Source organism: Bradyrhizobium cajani (assembly GCF_009759665.1).
GTDB lineage: Bacteria > Pseudomonadota > Alphaproteobacteria > Rhizobiales > Xanthobacteraceae > Bradyrhizobium > Bradyrhizobium cajani.
On the sequence record NZ_WQNE01000003.1, the window covers coordinates 365,001 to 386,487 of the forward strand.

General features: G+C 63.7%; 13 protein-coding genes, 2 tRNA genes, 2 rRNA genes, 1 pseudogene and 1 riboswitch (1 of these 19 running past the window's edge). Of the genes and pseudogenes, 9 read left to right on the forward strand and 9 right to left on the reverse strand.

The annotated features are described in order from the left end of the window. The 4 genes from GPL20_RS06660 to GPL20_RS06675 form a co-directional block, all read right to left on the reverse strand. A 23S ribosomal RNA gene (locus GPL20_RS06660) occupies window positions 1-291 on the reverse strand (it extends 2,582 nt beyond the left edge of the window). A gap of 382 nt (window positions 292-673) precedes the next feature. Continuing rightward, window positions 674-749, reverse strand: a tRNA-Ala gene (locus GPL20_RS06665). 33 nt (window positions 750-782) lie between these two features. After that, a tRNA-Ile gene (locus tag GPL20_RS06670) sits at window positions 783-859 on the reverse strand. A gap of 192 nt (window positions 860-1,051) precedes the next feature. Next, window positions 1,052-2,540: ribosomal RNA gene (locus GPL20_RS06675) — 16S ribosomal RNA — on the reverse strand. Together the 16S and 23S rRNA genes with 2 tRNA genes alongside form the textbook arrangement of a ribosomal RNA operon. A 991-nt stretch (window positions 2,541-3,531) precedes the next feature. Here GPL20_RS06675 and GPL20_RS06680 point away from each other — a divergent pair. The 3 genes and pseudogenes from GPL20_RS06680 to GPL20_RS06690 all read left to right on the forward strand — a co-directional run bounded on the left by GPL20_RS06680 (window position 3,532) and on the right by GPL20_RS06690 (window position 7,715). Continuing rightward, a complete protein-coding gene (locus GPL20_RS06680; protein WP_157328794.1) occupies window positions 3,532-5,592 on the forward strand; it encodes a M23 family metallopeptidase in 2,061 nt (686 codons plus the stop codon). 152 nt (window positions 5,593-5,744) lie between these two features. Continuing rightward, a pseudogene (locus GPL20_RS06685) lies at window positions 5,745-7,360 on the forward strand (Vgb family protein). An 88-nt stretch (window positions 7,361-7,448) separates the two neighbouring features. Continuing rightward, window positions 7,449-7,715, forward strand: coding sequence for a hypothetical protein (locus GPL20_RS06690; RefSeq protein ID WP_157328795.1), 267 nt, complete (start codon window positions 7,449-7,451; stop codon window positions 7,713-7,715). 80 nt (window positions 7,716-7,795) lie between these two features. Here GPL20_RS06690 and clpB read toward each other — a convergent pair whose 3' ends face one another. Continuing rightward, complete coding sequence (gene clpB, locus GPL20_RS06695; RefSeq protein WP_157328796.1) at window positions 7,796-10,435, reverse strand: ATP-dependent chaperone ClpB; 2,640 nt, start codon at window positions 10,433-10,435, stop codon at window positions 7,796-7,798. A 241-nt stretch (window positions 10,436-10,676) separates the two neighbouring features. Here clpB and GPL20_RS06700 point away from each other — a divergent pair, with 241 nt between their 5' ends. Beyond that, on the forward strand, window positions 10,677-11,465 hold the full coding sequence (locus GPL20_RS06700; RefSeq protein ID WP_157328797.1) for an MOSC domain-containing protein: 789 nt from the start codon (window positions 10,677-10,679) through the stop codon (window positions 11,463-11,465). Window positions 11,466-11,617: 152 nt separating this feature from the next. Here the strand turns inward: GPL20_RS06700 and GPL20_RS06705 are convergent, their stop codons facing one another. After that, window positions 11,618-12,289, reverse strand: a complete 672-nt coding sequence (locus GPL20_RS06705) for a TIGR02594 family protein (RefSeq protein ID WP_157328798.1) — start codon at window positions 12,287-12,289, stop codon at window positions 11,618-11,620. 215 nt (window positions 12,290-12,504) lie between these two features. Between GPL20_RS06705 and GPL20_RS06710 the strand changes: the two genes are divergently transcribed. Next, window positions 12,505-13,368, forward strand: coding sequence for an alpha/beta fold hydrolase (locus tag GPL20_RS06710; RefSeq protein WP_157328799.1), 864 nt, complete (start codon window positions 12,505-12,507; stop codon window positions 13,366-13,368). 126 nt (window positions 13,369-13,494) lie between these two features. Here GPL20_RS06710 and metW read toward each other — a convergent pair whose 3' ends face one another. Next, on the reverse strand, window positions 13,495-14,157 hold the full coding sequence (gene metW / locus GPL20_RS06715) for a methionine biosynthesis protein MetW (RefSeq protein WP_157328800.1): 663 nt from the start codon (window positions 14,155-14,157) through the stop codon (window positions 13,495-13,497). Window positions 14,158-14,173: 16 nt separating this feature from the next. Continuing rightward, complete coding sequence (metX, locus tag GPL20_RS06720) at window positions 14,174-15,376, reverse strand: homoserine O-acetyltransferase MetX (protein WP_157328801.1); 1,203 nt, start codon at window positions 15,374-15,376, stop codon at window positions 14,174-14,176. A gap of 93 nt (window positions 15,377-15,469) precedes the next feature. Beyond that, window positions 15,470-15,549, reverse strand: a riboswitch (SAM riboswitch). Between the two features lie 206 nt (window positions 15,550-15,755). Between metX and GPL20_RS06725 the strand changes: the two genes are divergently transcribed. The 4 genes from GPL20_RS06725 to GPL20_RS06740 all read left to right on the forward strand — a co-directional run bounded on the left by GPL20_RS06725 (window position 15,756) and on the right by GPL20_RS06740 (window position 18,984). Next, on the forward strand, window positions 15,756-16,604 hold the full coding sequence (locus GPL20_RS06725; protein ID WP_157328802.1) for a chorismate mutase: 849 nt from the start codon (window positions 15,756-15,758) through the stop codon (window positions 16,602-16,604). Window positions 16,605-16,638: 34 nt separating this feature from the next. Continuing rightward, entirely contained in the window at window positions 16,639-17,736 is a 1,098-nt protein-coding gene (hisC, locus tag GPL20_RS06730) for a histidinol-phosphate transaminase (protein ID WP_157328803.1), read from the forward strand. Continuing rightward, on the forward strand, window positions 17,733-18,668 hold the full coding sequence (locus GPL20_RS06735; RefSeq protein ID WP_157328804.1) for a prephenate/arogenate dehydrogenase family protein: 936 nt from the start codon (window positions 17,733-17,735) through the stop codon (window positions 18,666-18,668). Before hisC ends, GPL20_RS06735 begins: the two co-directional genes overlap by 4 nt. Window positions 18,669-18,783: 115 nt before the next feature. After that, window positions 18,784-18,984, forward strand: coding sequence for a CsbD family protein (locus tag GPL20_RS06740; RefSeq protein WP_026312563.1), 201 nt, complete (start codon window positions 18,784-18,786; stop codon window positions 18,982-18,984). A 114-nt stretch (window positions 18,985-19,098) separates the two neighbouring features. Here the strand turns inward: GPL20_RS06740 and GPL20_RS06745 are convergent, their stop codons facing one another. After that, window positions 19,099-21,234, reverse strand: a complete 2,136-nt coding sequence (locus GPL20_RS06745) for a beta strand repeat-containing protein (RefSeq protein WP_157328805.1) — start codon at window positions 21,232-21,234, stop codon at window positions 19,099-19,101. Window positions 21,235-21,487 lie beyond the last annotated feature (253 nt).

Genomic DNA, 21,487 nt, shown 5'->3' on the forward strand with positions numbered 1-21,487 from the left:
TGAAACCTCCTATGTATTCAGAAGTCTCATACCTTCTCTTGATAACCGGAAATCCAAAACCTCTTCGATCGAAATCTAAAGGCCTGGCTTCTTCCATTATCTGGTCGAACCCCACACCGATGTCTTTCGACAAAGGTCTTGGAGTTCCGGCTATCGAAGGTGGGTTTCCCCATTCGGAAATCCATGGATCAAAGCTTCTTCGCAGCTCCCCACGGCTTATCGCAGCGTAGCACGTCCTTCATCGCCTCTCAGCGCCAAGGCATCCACCGAACACCCTTAAGGCACTTGATTGCTCTCATTATCAATGTCCACACACTCGGCAGAATGTTGTCTGCAGAACTACCTTGCGGCACGCGCCCTCGATGAACGCTATCTGCAGCCGGACATTGACTAGAAAGACCAGCTTGCTTCGTAAGATCGTTCCGATAGCGAGGCGGTCAAGCTTCGCTAAAAGGATCATTTACAACCCGCATTCAACCTCACGGCTGAAAGCGAGCGCCGAAATGATCCGGAGATAATGAAGGCTCGCGCAACGATATGCTGCACGACCCAACTCGGATCGATCTCCTCTTTACGATGTCAGAAAACACGCAGCTTGCTGTCTATCCAGACTAGCAAGATGCGAAGTGATGTTTCGCGGACGACGGTACAAGATCTCGGTGATCAAACCATCTGGTGGAGCCAGACGGGATCGAACCGACGACCTCATGCTTGCAAAGCACGCGCTCTCCCAGCTGAGCTATGGCCCCGTAACCAGAAGACGAATGCTCACTCGATGAAAGTGGTGGGCCTGGGAAGACTTGAACTTCCGACCTCACGCTTATCAAGCGCGCGCTCTAACCAACTGAGCTACAAGCCCCTAACGCATATCCTGTTAAGGACCAGGGATCCTGCAAGCCTGCAGCCCCAGCGCGTGTTCGTCCGCGAAGAAAGAGAAACGAAGACGGCGAAATCCCGCCAATGCAGCTCAACGATCTGGCGATCTGTTGGCCACTGATGTTTCTAAAACGATCCGATAGTGAGCGTGAGCTCGCTGAAGGATCATCCTTAGAAAGGAGGTGATCCAGCCGCAGGTTCCCCTACGGCTACCTTGTTACGACTTCACCCCAGTCGCTGACCCTACCGTGGCCGGCTGCCTCCATTGCTGGTTAGCGCACCGTCTTCAGGTAAAACCAACTCCCATGGTGTGACGGGCGGTGTGTACAAGGCCCGGGAACGTATTCACCGTGGCGTGCTGATCCACGATTACTAGCGATTCCAACTTCATGGGCTCGAGTTGCAGAGCCCAATCCGAACTGAGACGGCTTTTTGAGATTTGCTAGGGGTTGCCCCTTCGCTTCCCATTGTCACCGCCATTGTAGCACGTGTGTAGCCCAGCCCGTAAGGGCCATGAGGACTTGACGTCATCCCCACCTTCCTCGCGGCTTATCACCGGCAGTCTCCTTAGAGTGCTCAACTAAATGGTAGCAACTAAGGACGGGGGTTGCGCTCGTTGCGGGACTTAACCCAACATCTCACGACACGAGCTGACGACAGCCATGCAGCACCTGTGTTCCAGGCTCCGAAGAGAGGGTCACATCTCTGCGACCGGTCCTGGACATGTCAAGGGCTGGTAAGGTTCTGCGCGTTGCGTCGAATTAAACCACATGCTCCACCGCTTGTGCGGGCCCCCGTCAATTCCTTTGAGTTTTAATCTTGCGACCGTACTCCCCAGGCGGAATGCTTAAAGCGTTAGCTGCGCCACTAGTGAGTAAACCCACTAACGGCTGGCATTCATCGTTTACGGCGTGGACTACCAGGGTATCTAATCCTGTTTGCTCCCCACGCTTTCGTGCCTCAGCGTCAGTATCGGGCCAGTGAGCCGCCTTCGCCACTGGTGTTCTTGCGAATATCTACGAATTTCACCTCTACACTCGCAGTTCCACTCACCTCTCCCGAACTCAAGATCTTCAGTATCAAAGGCAGTTCTGGAGTTGAGCTCCAGGATTTCACCCCTGACTTAAAGACCCGCCTACGCACCCTTTACGCCCAGTGATTCCGAGCAACGCTAGCCCCCTTCGTATTACCGCGGCTGCTGGCACGAAGTTAGCCGGGGCTTATTCTTGCGGTACCGTCATTATCTTCCCGCACAAAAGAGCTTTACAACCCTAGGGCCTTCATCACTCACGCGGCATGGCTGGATCAGGGTTGCCCCCATTGTCCAATATTCCCCACTGCTGCCTCCCGTAGGAGTTTGGGCCGTGTCTCAGTCCCAATGTGGCTGATCATCCTCTCAGACCAGCTACTGATCGTCGCCTTGGTGAGCCATTACCTCACCAACTAGCTAATCAGACGCGGGCCGATCTTTCGGCGATAAATCTTTCCCCGTAAGGGCTTATCCGGTATTAGCACAAGTTTCCCTGTGTTGTTCCGAACCAAAAGGTACGTTCCCACGCGTTACTCACCCGTCTGCCGCTGACGTATTGCTACGCCCGCTCGACTTGCATGTGTTAAGCCTGCCGCCAGCGTTCGCTCTGAGCCAGGATCAAACTCTCAAGTTGGACTTGAACTTTGAACCGGCTGATCACAACGTTTGACGAGGTCCCACCATTTTTCATCGACCGAAATCGACGAGCTGCCTGCGATTCACATCGCTGGCAACGATGGTGTTTCCTTTAAAACGTGTACCGCCGAAGTCTTTCGTCCGGTCTCGATCAGAAAAGCCGAAGCTTTTCAGAAGCGAGACCCGCAAGGACTCCGCCGTCCACGTTTCTCTTTCTTCATCTTCACTTGTCAAACAGCCCGGGACCGGAGAGGCCCCAACCTTCCTGAGAGGAAGGGTTCCGACACCCTTACCGACGATGAATGAACTCCAACCGACTGGTGTCGGCTGTTGTGTCACTCAACAAGGTGAGGAGCATCAGTGGCGCGTTCGCTCGCCTTGGTCAGTGACCCGGCGGCGCCGCGCTCAGTGGTTGGGGTTATAGGCCCCACCTTCCGGGCTGTCAACGCCAATCGTCAACAAATCGTCGCACAGTGGATCGTCGAAAATATTCCAGCAATTCCAGTCGATTAGACGGACGCAGAGCGACCGGACGGGAGCTGTCCGGCAAAAAATCTCAAAAAAAGTTTGCGCCCAAGCGGGCTCCGGAGGGGCTCCTGAAGCGGCTCCGGGCGCCCTCCCCGGGTGGCCCGCGGGGCCCGCCCATTCAGGAAACTTTTTCCATATTTGGCGCCGTACTAGAGCCACAATCCCGCGGCGTTCTGATAAGAGACAAGCTTGAATCGCGGGAAGCCAGTGGGGGCTGCCGCGATTTTCATGAGGGTCAGAGGAGGGCGATCTTGCAGATGACGCGGCCTTCCTTGGACATTCGAGAGACATCGAGAGAGCTTTACCCGTCCAGTTGTTCGTAATTTCGGCCGGCCCTGTTCCAGGGCTTTCTGAGCGCGGACGCCTGTGCGGCTTGCCTTTTCCGGCGATCCCCCTTGAAGAGGGCGACCAGGAAAGGGTTCGAAACCGGGCTTCTTGGGTCGTTGATTGGGGGACTTGGGTTGAGCCACAGGACGTCACGCGGCGCTTACGGGCGTGAGACCGGGATCATCGATCTCGGCCACGAGCCGCCGCTGTCCGTCGATGGTTCCGAGGCCGCCGTCATCGATCGCCGTCGCGTCTCGGTGCAATGGTTCAGCGGGACAATTCTGACCGGACTCTGCGGCGCGGCCCTGATCGGCGGCGCCGTTTTCGCGTCGCTCGACGGCGAGATGACCTTCGCCAAGGTGCCGGAGCGGGTCGAAGGCGCGCTGCGCGGTGCGTTCGGCGCGGGCGATCGCGCCGCCACGCTGCACAAGAGCGACCGCCTGCCGCCGCCGAACGAATCCACGGCTTCGCGCAACATCATGCGCGTCTCGACGGTCGCCCGCGTCGGCAACCGCGACGTGATGCGGGTGCGCCCCTTCGTCCGGATCGCCGGCAATTTGTCGATGACGACGAGCGATCTGTCGGCGAAGATCCCGCCGTTCAACGCCCAGCGCCTGCTCACCGATGTCGGCGCCGATCCGAAGACCGCGTCGGACGACCCCAACAATCCCGAAGCCGTCGAGCCCGACGCCGAGGTCTCCTTTGTCACCAAGGACCTGTCGTCGGTGCTGCCGAAGGCCAAGATTTCCGCAGTGGTGGCGCTCGACGACATCCTGATGCGGGTGCGCGATGCCGCCAACTGGCGCGGCAATGGCGGGGTGCGCTACGCCTCGCTCGCCAATGCCACGGCCGACGTCTCCGGCGCGACCGGCTCCGACATGAAGATGGCCTACGCCACCGAGGCGTCGTCGTCCGATCCCTATGCCGGCTTCGAGACGCGCGTGGTGCCGGAAAACGTCACGCTGCTGCCGAAGACCAAGGAGCAGATCACCGGCGGCAATCCCAACGGCGAACGCGTCCACATGGTCAAGAAGGGCGACAGCGTCGCTGGCGTGCTGCGCGATCTCGGCGCCACCGCCGAGGAGATCAAGGCGATCACCGCAACGCTCGGGCCCCGCGGCCGCGACGGCGGCCTGAAGGAAGGCGAGAAGCTCCGCATCCTGATGGCGCCCGCAAGCCCCGGCGCCCGCCTCCAGCCCTACCGCGTCGTCGTCGCCAACGAGACCATGGTCGAGGCGATCGCGGCGCTGTCCGATCTCGGCAAATACGTCGCGGTCGACGTCTCCAGCATGAACACCGTCGCGGACGCTGCGGCCAACGCCAGCAGCGACGACGATGACGATGATGACGGCTCCGGCGTGCGGCTCTACCAGAGCATTTACGAGACCGCGATGCGCAACAAGGTGCCGATGCCGGTCATCGAGGACATGATCAAGATCTACTCCTACGACGTCGATTTCCAGCGCAAGGTGCAGCCGGGCGATTCCTTCGACGTCTTCTACGCCGGCGAAGACGAGGGCGTGACGTCGAGCGAAAAGAACGACGTGCTGTTCGCTTCCCTCACCGTCGGCGGCGAGACCAAGAAATACTACCGCTACCAGAGCCCCGACGACGGCCTCGTCGACTATTACGACGAGACCGGCAAGAGCGCGAAGAAGTTCCTGGTCAGAAAGCCCGTCAACAACGCCATCATGCGCTCCGGCTTCGGCGGCCGCCGCCATCCGATCCTGGGCTTCGTCAAGATGCACACCGGCGTCGACTGGGCCACCGCCTACGGCACGCCGATCTTCGCCTCCGGCAACGGCGTGATCGAGAAGGCCGGCCCCGAAGGCGGTTACGGCAAGTATATCCGCATCAAGCACAATAACGGCTACGAGACGGCCTACGGCCACATGTCAGCCTTCGCCAAGGGCATGGAAGCCGGCAAGAAGGTCCGCCAGGGCCAGGTGATCGGCTTCGTCGGTTCGACCGGCCAGTCGACCGGCCCGCACGTCCATTACGAAATCCTGGTCAACGGCCGCTTCGTCGATCCGCTCCGCGTGAAGCTGCCGCGCGGCCGTTCGCTGGAAGGTCCGATGCTCGCAAGCTTCGAGAAGGAGCGCGACCGGCTCGACGGCATGATGAGCGGCCGCGGCGGCGCCATCGCCCGCATCTCGGACGCAACCGGCGGCCCGCTCCAGGTCAGCAACCGCTGATAGCAATCGGCCGACATCGGCCGGACATCTTCACACAATTTCTGGAATTGACCGTGTCCTGCGGGGCTCGCCTCGCGGCGTCACAACGTCAGGTTTCGTTTGCCAAAGCGGCATGAGGGGCGAATACTTCCAAAAAAACGGGAGGTCACGCCATGAAGACCAGGCTCGCCGCAGCCTTCGTCGCTGGGGTTTTCTCCGTCGCGAGCGCATCGGCCGAAACGTGGGAGGTCACCAAGCTCGTCCCGGGCTCCGCATTCCATGGCGTGCACGGACTTGCGGTCGACAAGGCCGGCCACCTGTTCGCCGGCAGCGTCGCGGGCGCCGCGCTGTACGAGGTCGACATCGCAGGCGGTACCGCCAAGGTTGCAATCCCGCTCCGGTCGGAATGGCCGACGACATCGCGTTCGCGCCCGATGGCACCATGGCCTGGACCGGATTCCTCGCCGGCGACCTCTATGCGCGCAAGGGCGACGGTCCGATCAAGAAGCTCGCCAGCGGTCTTCCCGGCATCAACTCGCTCGCCTTCCGCAAGGACGGCAGGCTCTACGCCACCACCGTTTTCCTCGGCGACACGCTCTATGAGATCGATGTCGAGGGCGTCAAACCGCCCCGCCAGATCATGGAGAAGATGGGCGGCCTCAACGGCTTCGAGTTCGGCCCCGACGACAAGCTCTATGGCCCGCTCTGGTTCAAGGGACAGGTCGCAAAGGTCGACGTCGACAAGGCCGAGCTGACCGTCGTCGCCGACGGCTTCAAGGTCCCGGCCGCCGTGAACTTCGATTCCAGGGGCAATCTCTTTGTGGTCGACACCGCACTCGGCCAGCTCGTTCGGGTCGATCCCAAGTCGGGCACCAAGACCGTGGTCGCGCAACTGAAGCCGTCGCTGGACAATCTCGCGATCGACGACAAGGATCGCATCTACGTTTCCAACATGGCCGACAACGGCATCCAGGAGGTCGATCCGGGGACCGGCCAGGCCAAGCAGGTCATCATCGGCAAGCTCGCTTTGCCCGGCGGCATCGGCGTCACCTCGGAGAACGGCAAGGATACGATTCACGTCGCCGACGTGTTCGCCTATCGCACGGTCGACGGTGCGAGCGGCGAGGTCACCGAGAAGGCGCGCATGCACGCCGCCGGCGTCACGCTCGAATATCCGATGAGCGCGACGGCGAAGGGCAACGACGTGATCCTGTCGAGCTGGTTCACCGGCACCGTGCAGGTGATCGACGGCAAGACCGGCGCAACGCGCGACATGCTGCACGGCTTCAAGGCACCGCATGACGCGATCGTGCTCGAGGACGGCAGCATCCTGGTGGCCGAGCTCGGCACCAAGTCGCTGGTCCGCGTCAGCGGCGAGCATGCCAAGGATCGCACCACTCTGATCGGCGACCTCGAAGGCCCGGTCGGACTCGTCGGCGGATCGACTGGCGAGGTCTACGTCACCGAAGCCTTTTCCGGCGCCGTGTCCCGGATCGACAAGAACGGCGAGAAGACCGTGCTGGCCAAGGCGTTGAAAATGCCCGAAGGCATCGCGCGCGGGCGCGACGGCAAGCTGATCGTGGCGGAGGTCGGCGCCAGGCGGCTGATCGAGATCGCACCCGACAGCGGCAAGGTCACCGAGATCGCGGCCAATCTCCCGATCGGCCTGACGGGCGCGCCCGGCGGCCTGCCGACGCACATCCCGACCGGCGTGGGGGTCGGGGCAAGCGGAGTGATCTACTTCAGCTCGGACGTCGAGAACGCGATCTACAAGGTGGTGAAGAAGTAGCGTCCGCAGGGCAGGACCTGACCGCGGAACCCCCACGCGGGTTCCCGGTTACACGCTGACGGGAAGCCGATCAGCAGGAGGATCGCCCATGACCCGCCTCACACGCGACGATGTCGTCAAGGCCGTGGATCGCGCCGACGACGTCACCATCGCCCAGATCATCGGGACCGGCGCGACCGTCGAGGAGCTCGCTGAGGCCCAGGCCTGGCTCGCCAATGACGAGCCGATGATCAACGATTTGCGGCCGCTGGCGCAGGGACGAGTGCGCGAGCTGGTGGATATTCTCTCGGAGCTGAGCGAGGCGGAGGAGGAGGAAGGTCCGGCCTCTCCGGGCTCCGCGTCTGCAATCAGCTAGCAAGCAGATCCCACCAAACAATTCGCCCCGGAGACGTGAACCTCTCCGGGGCGGTCTGTTGTCTCAAGCGGCAGAAGCGCTCAGTTCAGCTTCCGCTTCGGCAGCGGCGCCTCGAACTGCGCAATCTCCGCGGTCTGGGGCGCCTTGCCGTTGAAGGTCAGCACATTGCCTTCGGACGAGATCGCAACCGCATCCCCGTCCCTGACGTCACCGGCCAGGATCATCTCGGCGAGCGGATCCTGGAGGTAGCGCTGGATCACCCGCTTCAGCGGCCTTGCGCCGTAGGCGGGATCCCAGCCCTTGGCCGCGAGCCAGTCGCGGCCGGCGGCATCGAGCGTCAGCACGATCTTGCGATCGGTCAGGAGCTTCTGCAGCCGCGCGAACTGGATCTCGACGATCCGGCCCATCTCGCTCTTCTGGAGGCGGTGGAACAGGATGATCTCGTCGACGCGGTTGAGGAATTCGGGACGGAAATGCGCCCGCACCGTTCCCATAACCTGCTCGCGCACGGCCGAGGTGTCCTCGCCCTCCGGCTGGTTCACCAGGAACTCCGAACCGAGGTTCGATGTCATGATGATCAGCGTGTTGCGGAAGTCGACGGTGCGGCCCTGACCGTCGGTCAGGCGGCCGTCGTCGAGCACCTGCAACAGGACGTTGAACACGTCGGGATGCGCCTTCTCGATCTCGTCGAACAGCACCACCTGATAGGGCCGGCGCCGTACCGCTTCGGTGAGCGCGCCGCCCTCGTCATAGCCGACATAGCCGGGAGGCGCGCCGATCAGCCGCGAGACCGAGTGCTTCTCCATGTATTCGGACATGTCGAGGCGGACCATCGCGGTCTCGTCGTTGAACAGGTACTCGGCGAGCGCTTTCGTCAGCTCGGTCTTGCCGACGCCGGTGGGTCCCAGGAACATGAACGAGCCGGTCGGCCGGTTCGGGTCCTGAAGACCTGCGCGCGAGCGGCGCACGGCGGTCGCGACCGCACGCACGGCCTCGGCCTGGCCGACGACGCGCCTGCCGAGCTGCTCCTCCATCTTCAGGAGCTTCTCCTTCTCGCCTTCCAGCATCTTGTCGACGGGCACACCGGTCCAGCGCGAGACCACCTGCGCGATGTGGTTTGCGGTGACCGCCTCCTCCATCATCTCGCCGGAGTTCTCCTTCGCCTCGATCTCCGCGAGCTTCTTCTCCAGTTCCGGGATCCTGCCATAGGCCAGCTCGCCGGCCTTCTGGAATTCGCCGCGCCGCTGGGCGTTGGCAAGCTCGACACGCAAGCCGTCGAGCTCCGACTTCAGCTTCTGGGCGTTGGAGAGCTTGTTCTTCTCCGCGCTCCAGCGCGAGGTCAGCGCCGCAGATTTCTCCTCGAGCTCGGCGAGCTCCCTCTCGAGCGATTCGAGACGAGACTTGGAGCCGAGATCGCTTTCCTTCTTCAGCGCCTCCTGCTCGATCTTGAGCCGGATGATCTCGCGATCGAGCGAATCCAGCTCCTCCGGCTTGGAATCGACCTGCATCTTCAGCCGCGCCGCGGCCTCGTCCATGAGGTCGATCGCCTTGTCGGGGAGGAAGCGATCGGTGATGTAGCGGTTGGACAGCGTCGCGGAAGCCACGAGCGCGGAATCGGTGATCCGCACGCCGTGGTGCTGCTCGTACTTGTCCTTCAGCCCGCGCAGGATCGAGATGGTGTCCTCGACCGAGGGTTCGCTGACGAAGATCGGCTGGAAGCGCCGCGCCAGCGCAGCATCCTTCTCGACGTGCTTCTGATACTCGTCGAGCGTGGTCGCGCCGATGCAGTGCAGCTCGCCGCGGGCGAGCGCCGGCTTGAGCAGGTTGGAGGCGTCCATCGCGCCGTCACCCTTGCCGGCGCCGATCAGCGTGTGCATCTCGTCGATGAACAGGATGAAAGTGCCCGCGCTCGCGGTCACCTCCTGGAGCACGGCCTTGAGCCGCTCCTCGAACTCGCCGCGGTATTTCGCGCCAGCGATCAGCGCGCCGAGGTCGAGCGAGAGCAGCTTCTTGTCCTTCAGGCTCTCGGGCACGTCGCCATTGACGATGCGCAGCGCGAGGCCCTCGGCGATGGCGGTCTTGCCGACGCCGGGCTCGCCGATCAGCACGGGATTGTTCTTGGTCCGGCGCGACAGCACCTGGATCGTGCGGCGGATCTCCTCGTCGCGGCCGATGACCGGATCGAGCTTGCCGTCGCGCGCCGCCTGGGTGAGGTCGCGGGCATATTTCTTCAGGGCGTCATAGGCGTTCTCGGCGGTGGCCGTATCAGCGGTGCGGCCCTTGCGCAGGGCTTCGATCGCCGCATTGAGGTTTTGCGGGGTGACGCCGCCCTTATTGAGGATCGTGCCGGCCTCGCTGGTCTTCTCCAGCGTCAGCCCGAGCAGCAGCCGCTCGACAGTGACGAAACTGTCGCCGGCCTTCTCGCCGGCCTTTTCGGCGGCGTCGAAGGTACGGGCGAGCTCGGGCGCCAGATAAATCTGCCCGGCGCCACCGCCGGAGACCTTCGGCACCTTGTTCAGGGCCTCCTCGGTCGCCTTCAGGATCGCACGGGAATTGCCGCCGGCGCGGTCGATCAGACCGGAAGCCAGCCCCTCATTGTCGTCCAAGAGGACTTTCAGGACGTGCAGGGTGGAAAACTGCTGGTGCCCCTCGCGAATCGCAAGCGACTGCGCAGACTGGATGAAGCCCCTGGAGCGTTCGGTATATCTGTCGATATTCATGTCTTTTCTGTCCCTCGGCCTGCCCCTGGAGCCCTCTAAGGCACTCCAAACGGCATCTTCATTGGGTTTCCGAATACCGCATTGACGTTTCTCAAGCGGTAACGGTCGTTATCAGCCGGCGCTGGCGCCGGCCTGACCCCGATGTGGGAAGCAGGCCCTCGGATCGGAAGAGGCGACTTCACAATTTCGTGCGCTGATCCGCCCGCTTGGCGCGAGCGGGTCGAATCCCTTAAGTAGCGCCATGACAGCCAGCCAGACCGCCGAGATCACCGGCCTGTACCGCTATCCGGTCAAAGGCCTGACACCAGAGCCCCTGCCCCGCGTGCCTTTGCGGGTCGGCCAGACCCTGCCCGCCGACCGCCGCTACGCCATCGAGAATGGTCCAAGCGGCTTCGATCCCGAGGCGCCCGAATGGAAGCCGAAGATCCAGTTTCTGATGCTGGCGCGTAACGAGCGGCTGGCCACGCTCGACAGCCGGTTCGAGGACGCGACCAACCGCCTGACCATCCGGAAGGACGGCCAGATCGTCGCCAGCGGCGATCTCGAGACCGCTGCCGGGCGCGCCGCCATCGAGAGCTACTTCACCGAGAACTTTCAGCCGGAGCTGAAGGGCCCGCCGAAGGTCCTGTCCGGCCGTGGCCACAGCTTTTCCGACGTCGCCCGCAAGGTCGTCTCCATCATCAATATCGGCAGCGTCCGCGCGATCGAGACCATGCTCGGCGGCGCCGCCGTGCATCCCCTGCGCTTCCGCGGCAATCTCTACGTGAAGGGCTGGCCCGCCTGGTCCGAATTGGACCTCGTCGGCGAGACGCTCGCGATCGGTCAGGCCCGGCTGAAGGTGGTCAAGCGCATCGTCCGCTGCCCGGCCACCAATGTCGATCCCTTGACCGGCGCGCGCGACCTCGAAATCCCGCCCACGCTCTCGCGCAATCTCGGCCACATGGATTGCGGCATCTATGCCGAGGTCATCGCCGACGGCGACATCGGCGTCGGTGACGCGATCGCGGTGGAAGAGCCGAAGCTGGTTTGACGGGATACCGACTCCACGCACTCCGTCATTGCGAGGAGCCCGCGACAAAATTGCGAAGCAATTTTTGCGCTGGCGACGAAGCAATCCAGACTATTTCCGCGGAGGGATTCTGGATTGCTTCGCTTCGCTCGCAATGACGACGGCGACGAGCCTCAATTCGGCATCACATAGGCATAGATCCGGCCGCGCGAGACCGGCGCTTCGCGGACGCGGTTGCCGTTGTTGCCGGAGATCATGATCGGATTGCCCTTTGCGTCGACGCCGGTGATGATGCCGACATGACCGCCCCGGCGGCCACGCGACATCACCGCAATGGCGCCGACCTGCGGGCCGGAGACACGCGTGCCGTAACGCGCGAACGAGCTCGCCATATCGGAGCCGGTGCCTTGATGGCCGGTGTGCTGCAACACCATGTTCATGAAGCGCGCGCACCACAGGCTGCCGCGCCCGGTCGGGTTGCCACCGATATAGCGGCGCGCCTCGGAGACGAGGCCCGAGCCGCCACCGAAGCCGCCGCTTGCAGCCATACCGCCATTGGCCATGCCGCCGCTGTTGGCGTTCGAATCATAGCTGGCCTGGGTGTCGGCAAAGCCGCTCGCCTGCAACTGCGCCGCGCTGCGCTCGAAGCGCGAGCTGCGTGCATGATGCCGGTAATGATGATGTCTGCTCAAATGGTGCGCGGTGTGATGCACGTAGGCGTGCCGCTGTGCGCTATGACGATGAGACCGTGCTGAGGCAGGAGACGAGACCGCGGCAACCGCCGCGAAGAAGATCGCCAGCGCGATGACACAGCGCGACAGGCGAGACGCAAACAACTCAAACATTCTTCATCCTTAGTTGACACCCCCACTTCCAGCCGGCCCGTGCATTGGCCGACATCCGGTTGGCCGTTAAGCCGCCCCATGTGGCAAGAAAAAGACGCCACGTCGGCGAATAGCTGCGATGATTTTGCGTCGATGCTCGTCTGTTGCTGCCGCATTGCGGACAACAGCATTAACTGCGATCATCAAACACGGCTCGAAAGAGAGGGAAACGGTTAATGCCCCACGCCACGACCAGGGACGACGTCCGCATCTATTTCGAGGAGGCGGGACAGGGAACGCCGATTATTTTTCTGCACGAGTTCGCGGCCGACCACACCAATTGGGAGCCGCAGATGCGCTACTTCTCGCGCGGCCATCGCTGCATCACCTACTCGGCGCGAGGTTACACGCCGTCGGACGTGCCCGATGGCGAGGTCTACACCTACACGCATTTCTACACCGACGCGCTTGCCGTGCTCGATCATCTCAAGATCGATCGCGCGCATCTCGTCGGTCTGTCGATGGGCGCCTATTCCTCGCTCCAGATCGGATTGAACGCGCCGCAGCGCGCACTGTCGATGACGCTGGCCGGCGTCGGCTCGGGCTCGGAGATCGAGAATCTCGACGCCTGGCGCAAGCAGTGCCGCGCCAATGCGGAGCAGTTCGAGACGCTCGGCTCCGCGGAGGTCGCCAAGGTCACGCGCGAGGCGCCGAGCCGGATTCCCTTCCTGGTGAAGGACCCGCGTGGCCATGCCGATTTCTACGCCGCGCTGGCGCGACATGACGCCAGCGGCTCGGCGCGCACGATGCGCGGCTTCCAGGGCGGCCGCCCCTCGATCTACACGATGACGGTTGCGATCAGAGGCGTTGCAACGCCCGCGCTGATCATCTGCGGCGATGAGGACGATCCCTGTGTCGAACCGAGCCTGTTTTTGAAGAAGCATCTGCCGGCGGCGGGGCTCGCGATGTTTCCGAAATCGGGCCACGTGCTCAACCTCGAAGAGCCGGCGCTGTTCAACGCGAGCGTGGAGCGGTTCGTGACGCTGGTGGAGGCGGGACGATGGCCGGCGCGCGACCCGCGGTCGCCGGCGGCACATTAGCCCGTCAGTATCTGTCATTCCGGGATGCGCCGAAGGCGCAGGCCCGGAATCCATCGAACGGCAGACGCCGAGGCACAATGGATTCCGGGTTCGCGCTCCGCGCGCCCCGGAATGACGCCTACGGCGTCACTTTCCCCCGCCCCGGCTGAGCAGAAACACGCCCTGCTCGCCGAACATGTTCCAGACCCACCAGGGCAGGTTCAGCGGCACCGGGCGGCCGTAGAGATCGAGCGCCACGGAGCGCTCCATCTTGACGTTGATCTCGTCGCAGAGCTGCACGAAATCCTTGATGGTGCAGAAGTGGATGTTGGCGGTGTCGTACCAGGTCGCCGGCAAATTCTCCGTGCGCGGCATGTGACCGCCGATCAGGAGCTGGAGCCGCATCTTCCAGAAGCCGAAGTTCGGGAACGAGACGATGGCGTGGCGGCCGATGCGCAGCAGGTTCTCCAGCACCACACGCGGCTGCCGCGTCGCTTGCAGCGTCTGCGACAGGATCACATAGTCGAAGGCGTCGTCGGGATAGTTGACAAGGTCGGTGTCGGCGTCGCCCTGCACCACCGCGAGGCCCTTGGCGACGCAGCGGTTGACGCCCTCGCGCGACAGCTCGATACCGCGGCCATCGATGCCGCGGGTCTCCAGCAGCTGAAGCAGATCGCCGTCACCGCAGCCGACGTCGAGCACCTTCGAGCCCGGCTTGACCATTTCGGCGACCAGCAGATGGTCGGCGCGAAACTGGCCGGCCTGCCCGGTCGCAACGCCGTTCAGCGGCAGCACTTCCTGTACAGACATGGTTTAGCCGTCCTTGTCAGCCGTCCCTGGAGGTGAGCCCGCGTGCCTTGCCCGCCGAATGCAGGAAGGCGCGGGAGATGTCGAAGAATTCGGGCACGTCGAGCAGGAAGGCGTCGTGGCCGCGATCGGTCTCGATCTCGGCGAACGACACCCGCGCGCTCGACGCGTTCAGCGCATGCACCAGCGCGCGCGATTCCGAGGTCGGGAACAGCCAGTCACTGGTGAAGGAGACCACGCAGAAGCGGGTCTTGATGCCGGCGAACGCCTTCGCCAGCACGCCACCATGGTCGGCGGCGATGTCGAAATAGTCCATCGCGCGGGTCAGATAGAGATAGGCGTTGGCGTCGAAGCGCTCGACGAAGGACGAGCCCTGGTAGCGCAGATAGCTCTCGACCTGGAAGTCGGCGTCGAAGGAGAAGGTCGGCAGCTCGCGGTCCTGCATGCGGCGGCCGAACTTGCGATGCAGCGCCGCGTCGGAGAGATAGGTGATGTGCGCGGCCATCCGCGCCACGGCGAGGCCGCGATGCGGATGGATGCCGCGATCGGCATAGCCGCCATTGTGCCAATCGGGGTCGGCCATCACAGCCTGGCGGCCGAGTTCGTGGAAGGCGATGTTCTGTGCCGAATGCCGCGTCGAACAGGCGATCGCCAGCGCGGAGAAGACGCGGCTCGGATAGGCCGCGGTCCATTGCAGCACCTGCATGCCGCCCATCGAGCCGCCGACGACTGCGAACAGCGTGTCGATGCCGAGCCTGTCGATCAGCATCGCCTGCGCGCGCACCATGTCGGGAATGGTGATGACGGGGAAATCCAGGCCCCACACCTTGCCGGTCGCGGGATTGATCGAGGCGGGCCCGGTCGAGCCCATGCAACCGCCGATCACGTTGGCGCAGATGATGAAGTAGTGCTGCGGATCAAGCGGCCGGCCGGGGCCGACCAGGGTCTCCCACCAGCCGGGCTTGCCGGTGACGGGATGCACATTGGCGACATGCTGGTCACCGGTCAGCGCATGGCAGATCAGAATGGCATTGGAGCGGTCGGCGTTGAGCTCGCCATAGGTCTGGTAGGCGATCTGAAACGGGGTGAGATCGATGCCGCAATCGAGCCGCAGCGGCTGGTCCGCGCCGAAATGCGCGACTTGCGAACTTGGATGATCCACCTCGTGCGACCGATCGTCGGCACTGATCGCGGGACTCGGAATCGACGTGACGCTGCCCATCTCTGACCATCGACCTCGTTGGCGATCAGACTTCAGATCGCTACTGACATCAGGCCATGAAAAACCCGGCCTGAACGATAGGTTCGGCCGGGATCGGAAGCGTCCCCGGCCTGTTTAGCGAGTTTTTTAACGTGGCTGCAAGCCGGCCGGCTCAAATGACCACGGAACAGGCAAAAACTTACTGTCTTGGGCGGTTTTCGTCAAGTCGCGGTCCGGATGAACCGGATTTGCCTCTGTCCCGCCAACCAAAGAGGCCGTCATTTCTCTTTGCTTTCGCCGCCCCGACTGCCTAATCAGGACATTGACCGCAGCGGGTCCGACCTTATCAATCGCGTTGACCGACCCGCATTGGAACGCCTCTCAACAGCATCTGTCAGATATGTCCCAACGTCCGCCCGCGCCACCATCGCTCCAGGAATTGCGCAAGGAGATCGACGCGATCGACGAGGGCATGCATCGCCTGCTGATGCAGCGCGGCGACATCATCGACCGCCTGATCCAGGTGAAGCAGACCCAGGAGGTCGGCTCGGCGTTCCGCCCGGCGCGCGAGGCCTCCATGATGCGCGACCTCGTCCAGCGTCATCGCGGCATCCTGCCGCTCGACACGGTGGAGAGCATCTGGCGCGTCATCATCTCGACCTTCACCTACGTGCAGGCGCCGTTCTCCGTGCACGCCGACATCTCGGTGAGCGAGCCGGCGATGCGCGATTCCGCGCGATTCCATTTCGGTTTTACGGTGCCCTATGTCGCGCATTTCAGCGCGCAGGCGGCGGTCGAGGCGGTGGCGAAGTCCAAGGGCGACCTGGCGCTGGTCTCGGCGACCTCCAGCCGCACGCCGTGGTGGCTGTCGCTGGAGGAGACCGGCGCGCCGAAGATCATCGCGCGGCTGCCCTTCGTCGAGCGTGCCGACCATCCGGCGGCGCTGCCCGTGTTCGTGGTCTCCCGCGTCGCCGACAGCGCCATGGTGACGGAGGTCGAGACCTTCAGCGTGCGTGTGTCAGGGTGGAACGCCGAGATCGCGCGCGCCCTGTCGCCGCTGGCCGAGATCGTGGCGGTGCCCGATACCGCCTTCGATGGCGCCGCGCTGCTGGTCTCGGTCACCGCGGCGAGCAGCCTCGACAAGATCAGGGCTGCCCTGATCGAGGCGGGGGCCTCGGTGCGCTCCACGGCCCTCGTCGGCAGCCACGCAACGCGCTATACGGTGCCCCCGACCGGGCCGAAATCGTAAATCGCGTACCGCTTAAGCTATTCCGGAGTTGAAGATGTCCCGCCCCGTGCCGAATCCCGGCATTCTCGATATTGCGCCCTACACGCCCGGCAAGAGCCCGGTGCCGGAGCCGGGCCGCAAGGTGTTCAAGCTCTCGGCCAACGAGACGCCGTTCGGGCCCTCGCCGAAGGCGATCGAGGCCTTCAAGCACGTGGCGGATCATCTGGAGGACTATCCGGAAGGCACCTCGCGCGTGCTGCGCGAGGCCATCGGCCGCGCCTTCGGGCTCGATCCCAACCGCATCATCTGCGGTGCGGGCTCGGACGAGATCCTCAACCTGCTCGCGCACACCTATCTCAGCCATGGCGACGAGGCGATCTCCACCACCCACGGCTTCCTGGTCTACCCGATCGCCACCATGGCGAACGGGGCCAAGAATGTCGTCGCGCCCGAGAAGAACTTCACCGCCGACGTCGATGCCATCCTCAAGGCGGTGACGCCGCGCACGAAGCTGGTCTGGCTCGCCAACCCCAACAATCCGACCGGCACCTATCTGCCGTTCGACGAGGTCAAGCGGCTGCGCGCCGGCCTGCCCTCGCACGTGCTGCTGGTGCTGGACGCCGCCTATTCCGACTACGTCTCGCGCAACGACTACGAGATGGGGATCGAGCTCGTCGCCACCACCGAGAACACGGTGGTGACGCACACTTTCTCCAAGATCCACGGCCTCGCCGCGCTGCGCATCGGCTGGATGTTCGGGCCCGAGCACGTCATCGACGCGGTCAACCGCATCCGCGGTCCCTTCAACGTGTCGACGCCGGCGATGTATGCCGCGGTGGCGGCGATCGAGGACACCGCGCATCAGGCGATGTCGAAGCAGTTCACCGAGACCTGGCGCAACTGGCTGAGCGAGGAGATCGGCAAGCTCGGGCTGAAGGTGACGCCGGGCGTCGCCAATTTCATCCTCATCCACTTCCCGACCGACAAGGGCAAGACGTCGGATGACGCCGACGCCTTCCTCACCAAGCGCGGGCTGGTGCTGCGCGCCTTGAAGAACTACGGCCTGCCCCATGCGCTGCGCATGACCATCGGTACCGAGGAGGCCAACCGCCTCGTCGTCGAGGGCCTGCGCGACTTCATGGCCGGCAAATGAGCACCAACCCGCACTTCCAGCGCGTCGCGCTGATCGGCTTCGGCCTGATCGGCGGCTCGATCGCGCGCGCTGCGAAGCTCCAGGGACTGGCCGGCGAGATCGTCACCACCGCGCGCTCGGAGAAGACGCGCGCACGCGTGGTCGAGCTCGGCATCGTCGACCAGGTCGTGGCGAGCAATGCGGAAGCGGTGAAGGATGCCGATCTCGTCATCCTCTGCATTCCCGTCGGCGCCTGCGGCGAGGTCGTGCAAGAGGTCGCTGCGCATCTGAAGCCCGGCGCGATCATCTCCGATGTCGGCTCGGTCAAGGGCGCGGTGGTCAGGGACATGGCGCCGCATCTGCCGAAAGGCATTCATTTCGTGCCGGCGCATCCGGTCGCCGGCACCGAGCATTCGGGGCCCGATTCCGGTTTCGCCGAGCTCTTCATCAACCGCTGGTGCATCCTCACCCCGCCGGAAGGGACCGACGCAGCGGCCACCGAGCATCTGCGCGCGTTCTGGGCGGCGATGGGCGCCAAGGTCGAGGTCATGACGCCTGATCATCATGATCTCGTGCTCGCGATCACCAGCCATCTGCCGCATCTGATCGCCTACACCATCGTCGGCACCGCCGACGAGCTGGCGCAGGTGACGGAGTCCGAGGTGATCAAGTTCTCCGCGGGCGGTTTTCGCGATTTCACCCGCATCGCGGCGTCCGATCCGACGATGTGGCGCGACGTCTTCCTCGCCAACAAGGAGGCCGTGCTGGAGATGCTCGGCACCTTCACCGAGGATCTGGCAAAACTCACCCGCGCGATCCGCCGCGGCGACGGCGAGGCGCTGTTCGATCACTTCACCCGAACCCGCGCGATCCGCCGCGGCATTGTCGAGATCGGCCAGGATTCGGCGGCGCCCGATTTCGGCCGGCCGCACGCGGCGTTGAAGAAGCCATAGCGCTCCTCCGGCGCCCACGGAAACGCCGGCCCGCAGCGGACGAAACGTCACGCTCCGCCGCGGAACGGCCGCGCGACGGTCGCGTTGTACGGCCATCAACCAACGGGAGATGGTCATGGACTGGAATCGGATCGAAGGAAACTGGAAGCAGTTCAAGGGATCGGCCAAGGAGAAATGGGGCAAGCTCACTGACGACGATCTCCAATTGATCGAGGGTCGTCGCGAGCAGCTCGAGGGCCGGATCCAGGAACGCTACGGCAAGGCCAAGGACCAGGTTCGTCAGGACGTCGACGACTGGCTCAAGTCGCTGCACTGAAGCAGGCTTCGAACCAAGCCCCGGCCCAGGCCGGGGCTTTTCTCGTTGCCCGATCGGAAGGTGGCTGGGGCGGCGGCCTGACGCCTGCCGATCAGCCTTGGCTTCGCTCCCGGCTTACGCCGCGTGCGAAATGGAAAGCAGGGCCTGGGGCTGATCTACCGGATTGGTGACGAGCGAACCGCCATGGCCGTCCGCCGCGAGAGCGAAGTCCGCGGCGCTGTATTGGCCGAGCAGCAGGAGCGAGGCGGTATGAGCGCCGTCGGTGATCGTCAGCGTGCCGCCGGTGTTCCCGGCGTTTGCCGCGTAGACGAGCGAGGTGGTTTCGCCGAAGGCGATGTCGCCGAGGTCGAGCTCCACACCATCCTGCCAGCCGGCAATCGTCCCGCTGAAGGCCGACGACTGGTCGAGCACCAGCCTCGCCGATGCCCCGCCGAAGGTGACGTCGGTCAGCGTGGCGCCGGCGTGGATGTATTCGAGACCACCCGCACCAATGGTGGTGCCGCTGGCGCTGCCGCCGGCACCGACGTACTGCGCACCCGAAACGATCGTGGTGTTGCTGGCCGTGCCCCAGACATACTGAGTACCGCCGGCGATGGTCGTGCCGATGGCGTTGCCCCAGTCGATCTGCACGCCGCCGGCGTTCAGCGTCGTGCCGATGACCGTTCCGCCCGCATAGACCTGCTGCTGCGCACCGTCTCCGATGACGTAATCGGTCGCGGTGCCGTAGATGTATTGATGGCTGCCGGCGCCGAAGGTGCGGCCGCTGGCGGTGCCGTACACGTAGTTCGAGACGCCGGTGTTGCCGGCGGCGTCGGTGACGACGAGATCGACCGCAGTGTTGAACTGGTCCCAGGACAGCTCGGCGTTCCAGGCACCGTTGCTCCCGACCGTCACCGTCGTGCTCCAGCCGGCGTTTTGCGACGTGCCGTCGCGCAACGTGAGGGTCTGGCCGGCGGCGTCGGCGTCAACCGAACCCGAGAGCCCGGCAACCCACGGGCTTGTCGCATCCACGGCCGACAGCACCGGCACCGGCTTGACGGTATCGACCGAGAACATTTGCGCCTTGACGTCGGTGCCGTTGGCATCCTGCCAGCTGACGACGAAGCGGCCGTCGGCATAGGCGGTGATCGAAGGATGCAGCTGATTGGACGTCGTGCTGGTGTTGACCAGCAATTCCGACCCGACATTGCGCCCATCCGCGGTGAACACCTGCAGCTTGATGCTGCTGCCGCTGGCATCCCCGCCCGCGCCGCTCCAGTCCTGCCAGGCGATGGCGAAATCTCCGTTGCTGAGCGCGGTCACCGTCGGCGTGAACTGGGAGTTGGCCGTCGTGGTGTTGACCCGGAATTCGCTGCCGACCTTGCTGCCATCGGCCGCATAGATCTGCGCCTTGATGGCGCTGCCGCTGCCGTCGCCACCGGCCTGGCTGAAATCGTACCAGGTCACGACGAAGCCGCCATTGGGCAGCGCCGAGATGGTCGGCTTGAGCTGGTCGGAGGTGGTGGCGGTGTTGACCAGGAATTCCGAGCCAACCTTGCTGCCGTCGGCCGCAAACATCTGCGCCTTGACGCTGGTCGCATCACCATCGCCGAGCGTTCCGCTGAGATCTTCCCATGTCACCACAAACCCGCCATTGGCCAGCCCGGTGATGGTCGCGTTGTCCTGGCTGCCACTGGTCTCAGTGTTGACGAGAAATTCCGAGCCAACCTTGCTGCCGTCGGCCGCGAACAATTGCGCCTTGATGCTGGTGCCGTCGTCGTCGCCGCCCTCGCCACTGTCGTCGGTCCAGGTCACGGCGAAGCCGCCATTGGCGAGACCAGTGACGGTCGGCGCGAACTGCGAATAGGACGTCGAGCTGTTGACGAGGGTTTCCGACCCGACCGGTGTGCCGTCGGCCGAAAACACCTGTGCCTTGATACTGGTGCCCTCGCTGTCGCCGAGCGTCTGGCTGTTGTCGAACCAGGTGACGACGAAGCCGCCATTGGAAAGGCCCGTGATCACGGGCGCGAGCTGGCCGTCGGTGGTCTGGGTGTTGACGCGGAATTCCGAACCAACCTTGCTGCCATCTGCCGCATAGACCTGCGCCTTGATGCCGGTGCCGCTGGCATCGCCCAGCGTTCCGCTGGCATCATCCCAAGTGACCACAAAGCCGCCATTGGCGAGCCCGGTGACGGTCGGCGCCTCCTGGCTGCCGGTCGCATTGGTGTTCACGGAGAGTTCGGAGCCGACTTTTACAACGGGAGCAGCCATAGTTCTGGATCGCCTTCATTCAAACTGTGCCGACAGCGGATGTCGTCCGCCGGTCCACGGCAAAAGGTTGCGAGAGCGTCCGTATTGCATCGCGATATATCATAAATTTGATGGTACGTTATTTGTTATGTGAATGCTGTGATCACGGGGTCCGGATTGCAACCGAATGCGTGCAAGCATCGTGATTGCCCGCCACGCCTTGCCCGCAGCGTTCGGCCACAACCATTCGCTCGATGCAGGCCTCAACGAGCGG

What these genes read in the sequence shown, in the direction of transcription:
- GPL20_RS06690 (WP_157328795.1), top strand. Translation starts at nt 7,449, where the DNA reads ATGACCCGCCTCACACGCGACGATGTCGTCAAGGCCGTGGATCGCGCC.
- clpB (WP_157328796.1), bottom strand. Translation starts at nt 10,435, where the DNA reads ATGAATATCGACAGATATACCGAACGCTCCAGGGGCTTCATCCAGTCT.
- GPL20_RS06700 (WP_157328797.1), top strand. Translation starts at nt 10,677, where the DNA reads ATGACAGCCAGCCAGACCGCCGAGATCACCGGCCTGTACCGCTATCCG.
- GPL20_RS06705 (WP_157328798.1), bottom strand. Translation starts at nt 12,289, where the DNA reads ATGTTTGAGTTGTTTGCGTCTCGCCTGTCGCGCTGTGTCATCGCGCTG.
- GPL20_RS06710 (WP_157328799.1), top strand. Translation starts at nt 12,505, where the DNA reads ATGCCCCACGCCACGACCAGGGACGACGTCCGCATCTATTTCGAGGAG.
- metW (WP_157328800.1), bottom strand. Translation starts at nt 14,157, where the DNA reads ATGTCTGTACAGGAAGTGCTGCCGCTGAACGGCGTTGCGACCGGGCAG.
- metX (WP_157328801.1), bottom strand. Translation starts at nt 15,376, where the DNA reads ATGGGCAGCGTCACGTCGATTCCGAGTCCCGCGATCAGTGCCGACGAT.
- GPL20_RS06725 (WP_157328802.1), top strand. Translation starts at nt 15,756, where the DNA reads ATGTCCCAACGTCCGCCCGCGCCACCATCGCTCCAGGAATTGCGCAAG.
- hisC (WP_157328803.1), top strand. Translation starts at nt 16,639, where the DNA reads ATGTCCCGCCCCGTGCCGAATCCCGGCATTCTCGATATTGCGCCCTAC.
- GPL20_RS06735 (WP_157328804.1), top strand. Translation starts at nt 17,733, where the DNA reads ATGAGCACCAACCCGCACTTCCAGCGCGTCGCGCTGATCGGCTTCGGC.
- GPL20_RS06740 (WP_026312563.1), top strand. Translation starts at nt 18,784, where the DNA reads ATGGACTGGAATCGGATCGAAGGAAACTGGAAGCAGTTCAAGGGATCG.
- GPL20_RS06745 (WP_157328805.1), bottom strand. Translation starts at nt 21,234, where the DNA reads ATGGCTGCTCCCGTTGTAAAAGTCGGCTCCGAACTCTCCGTGAACACC.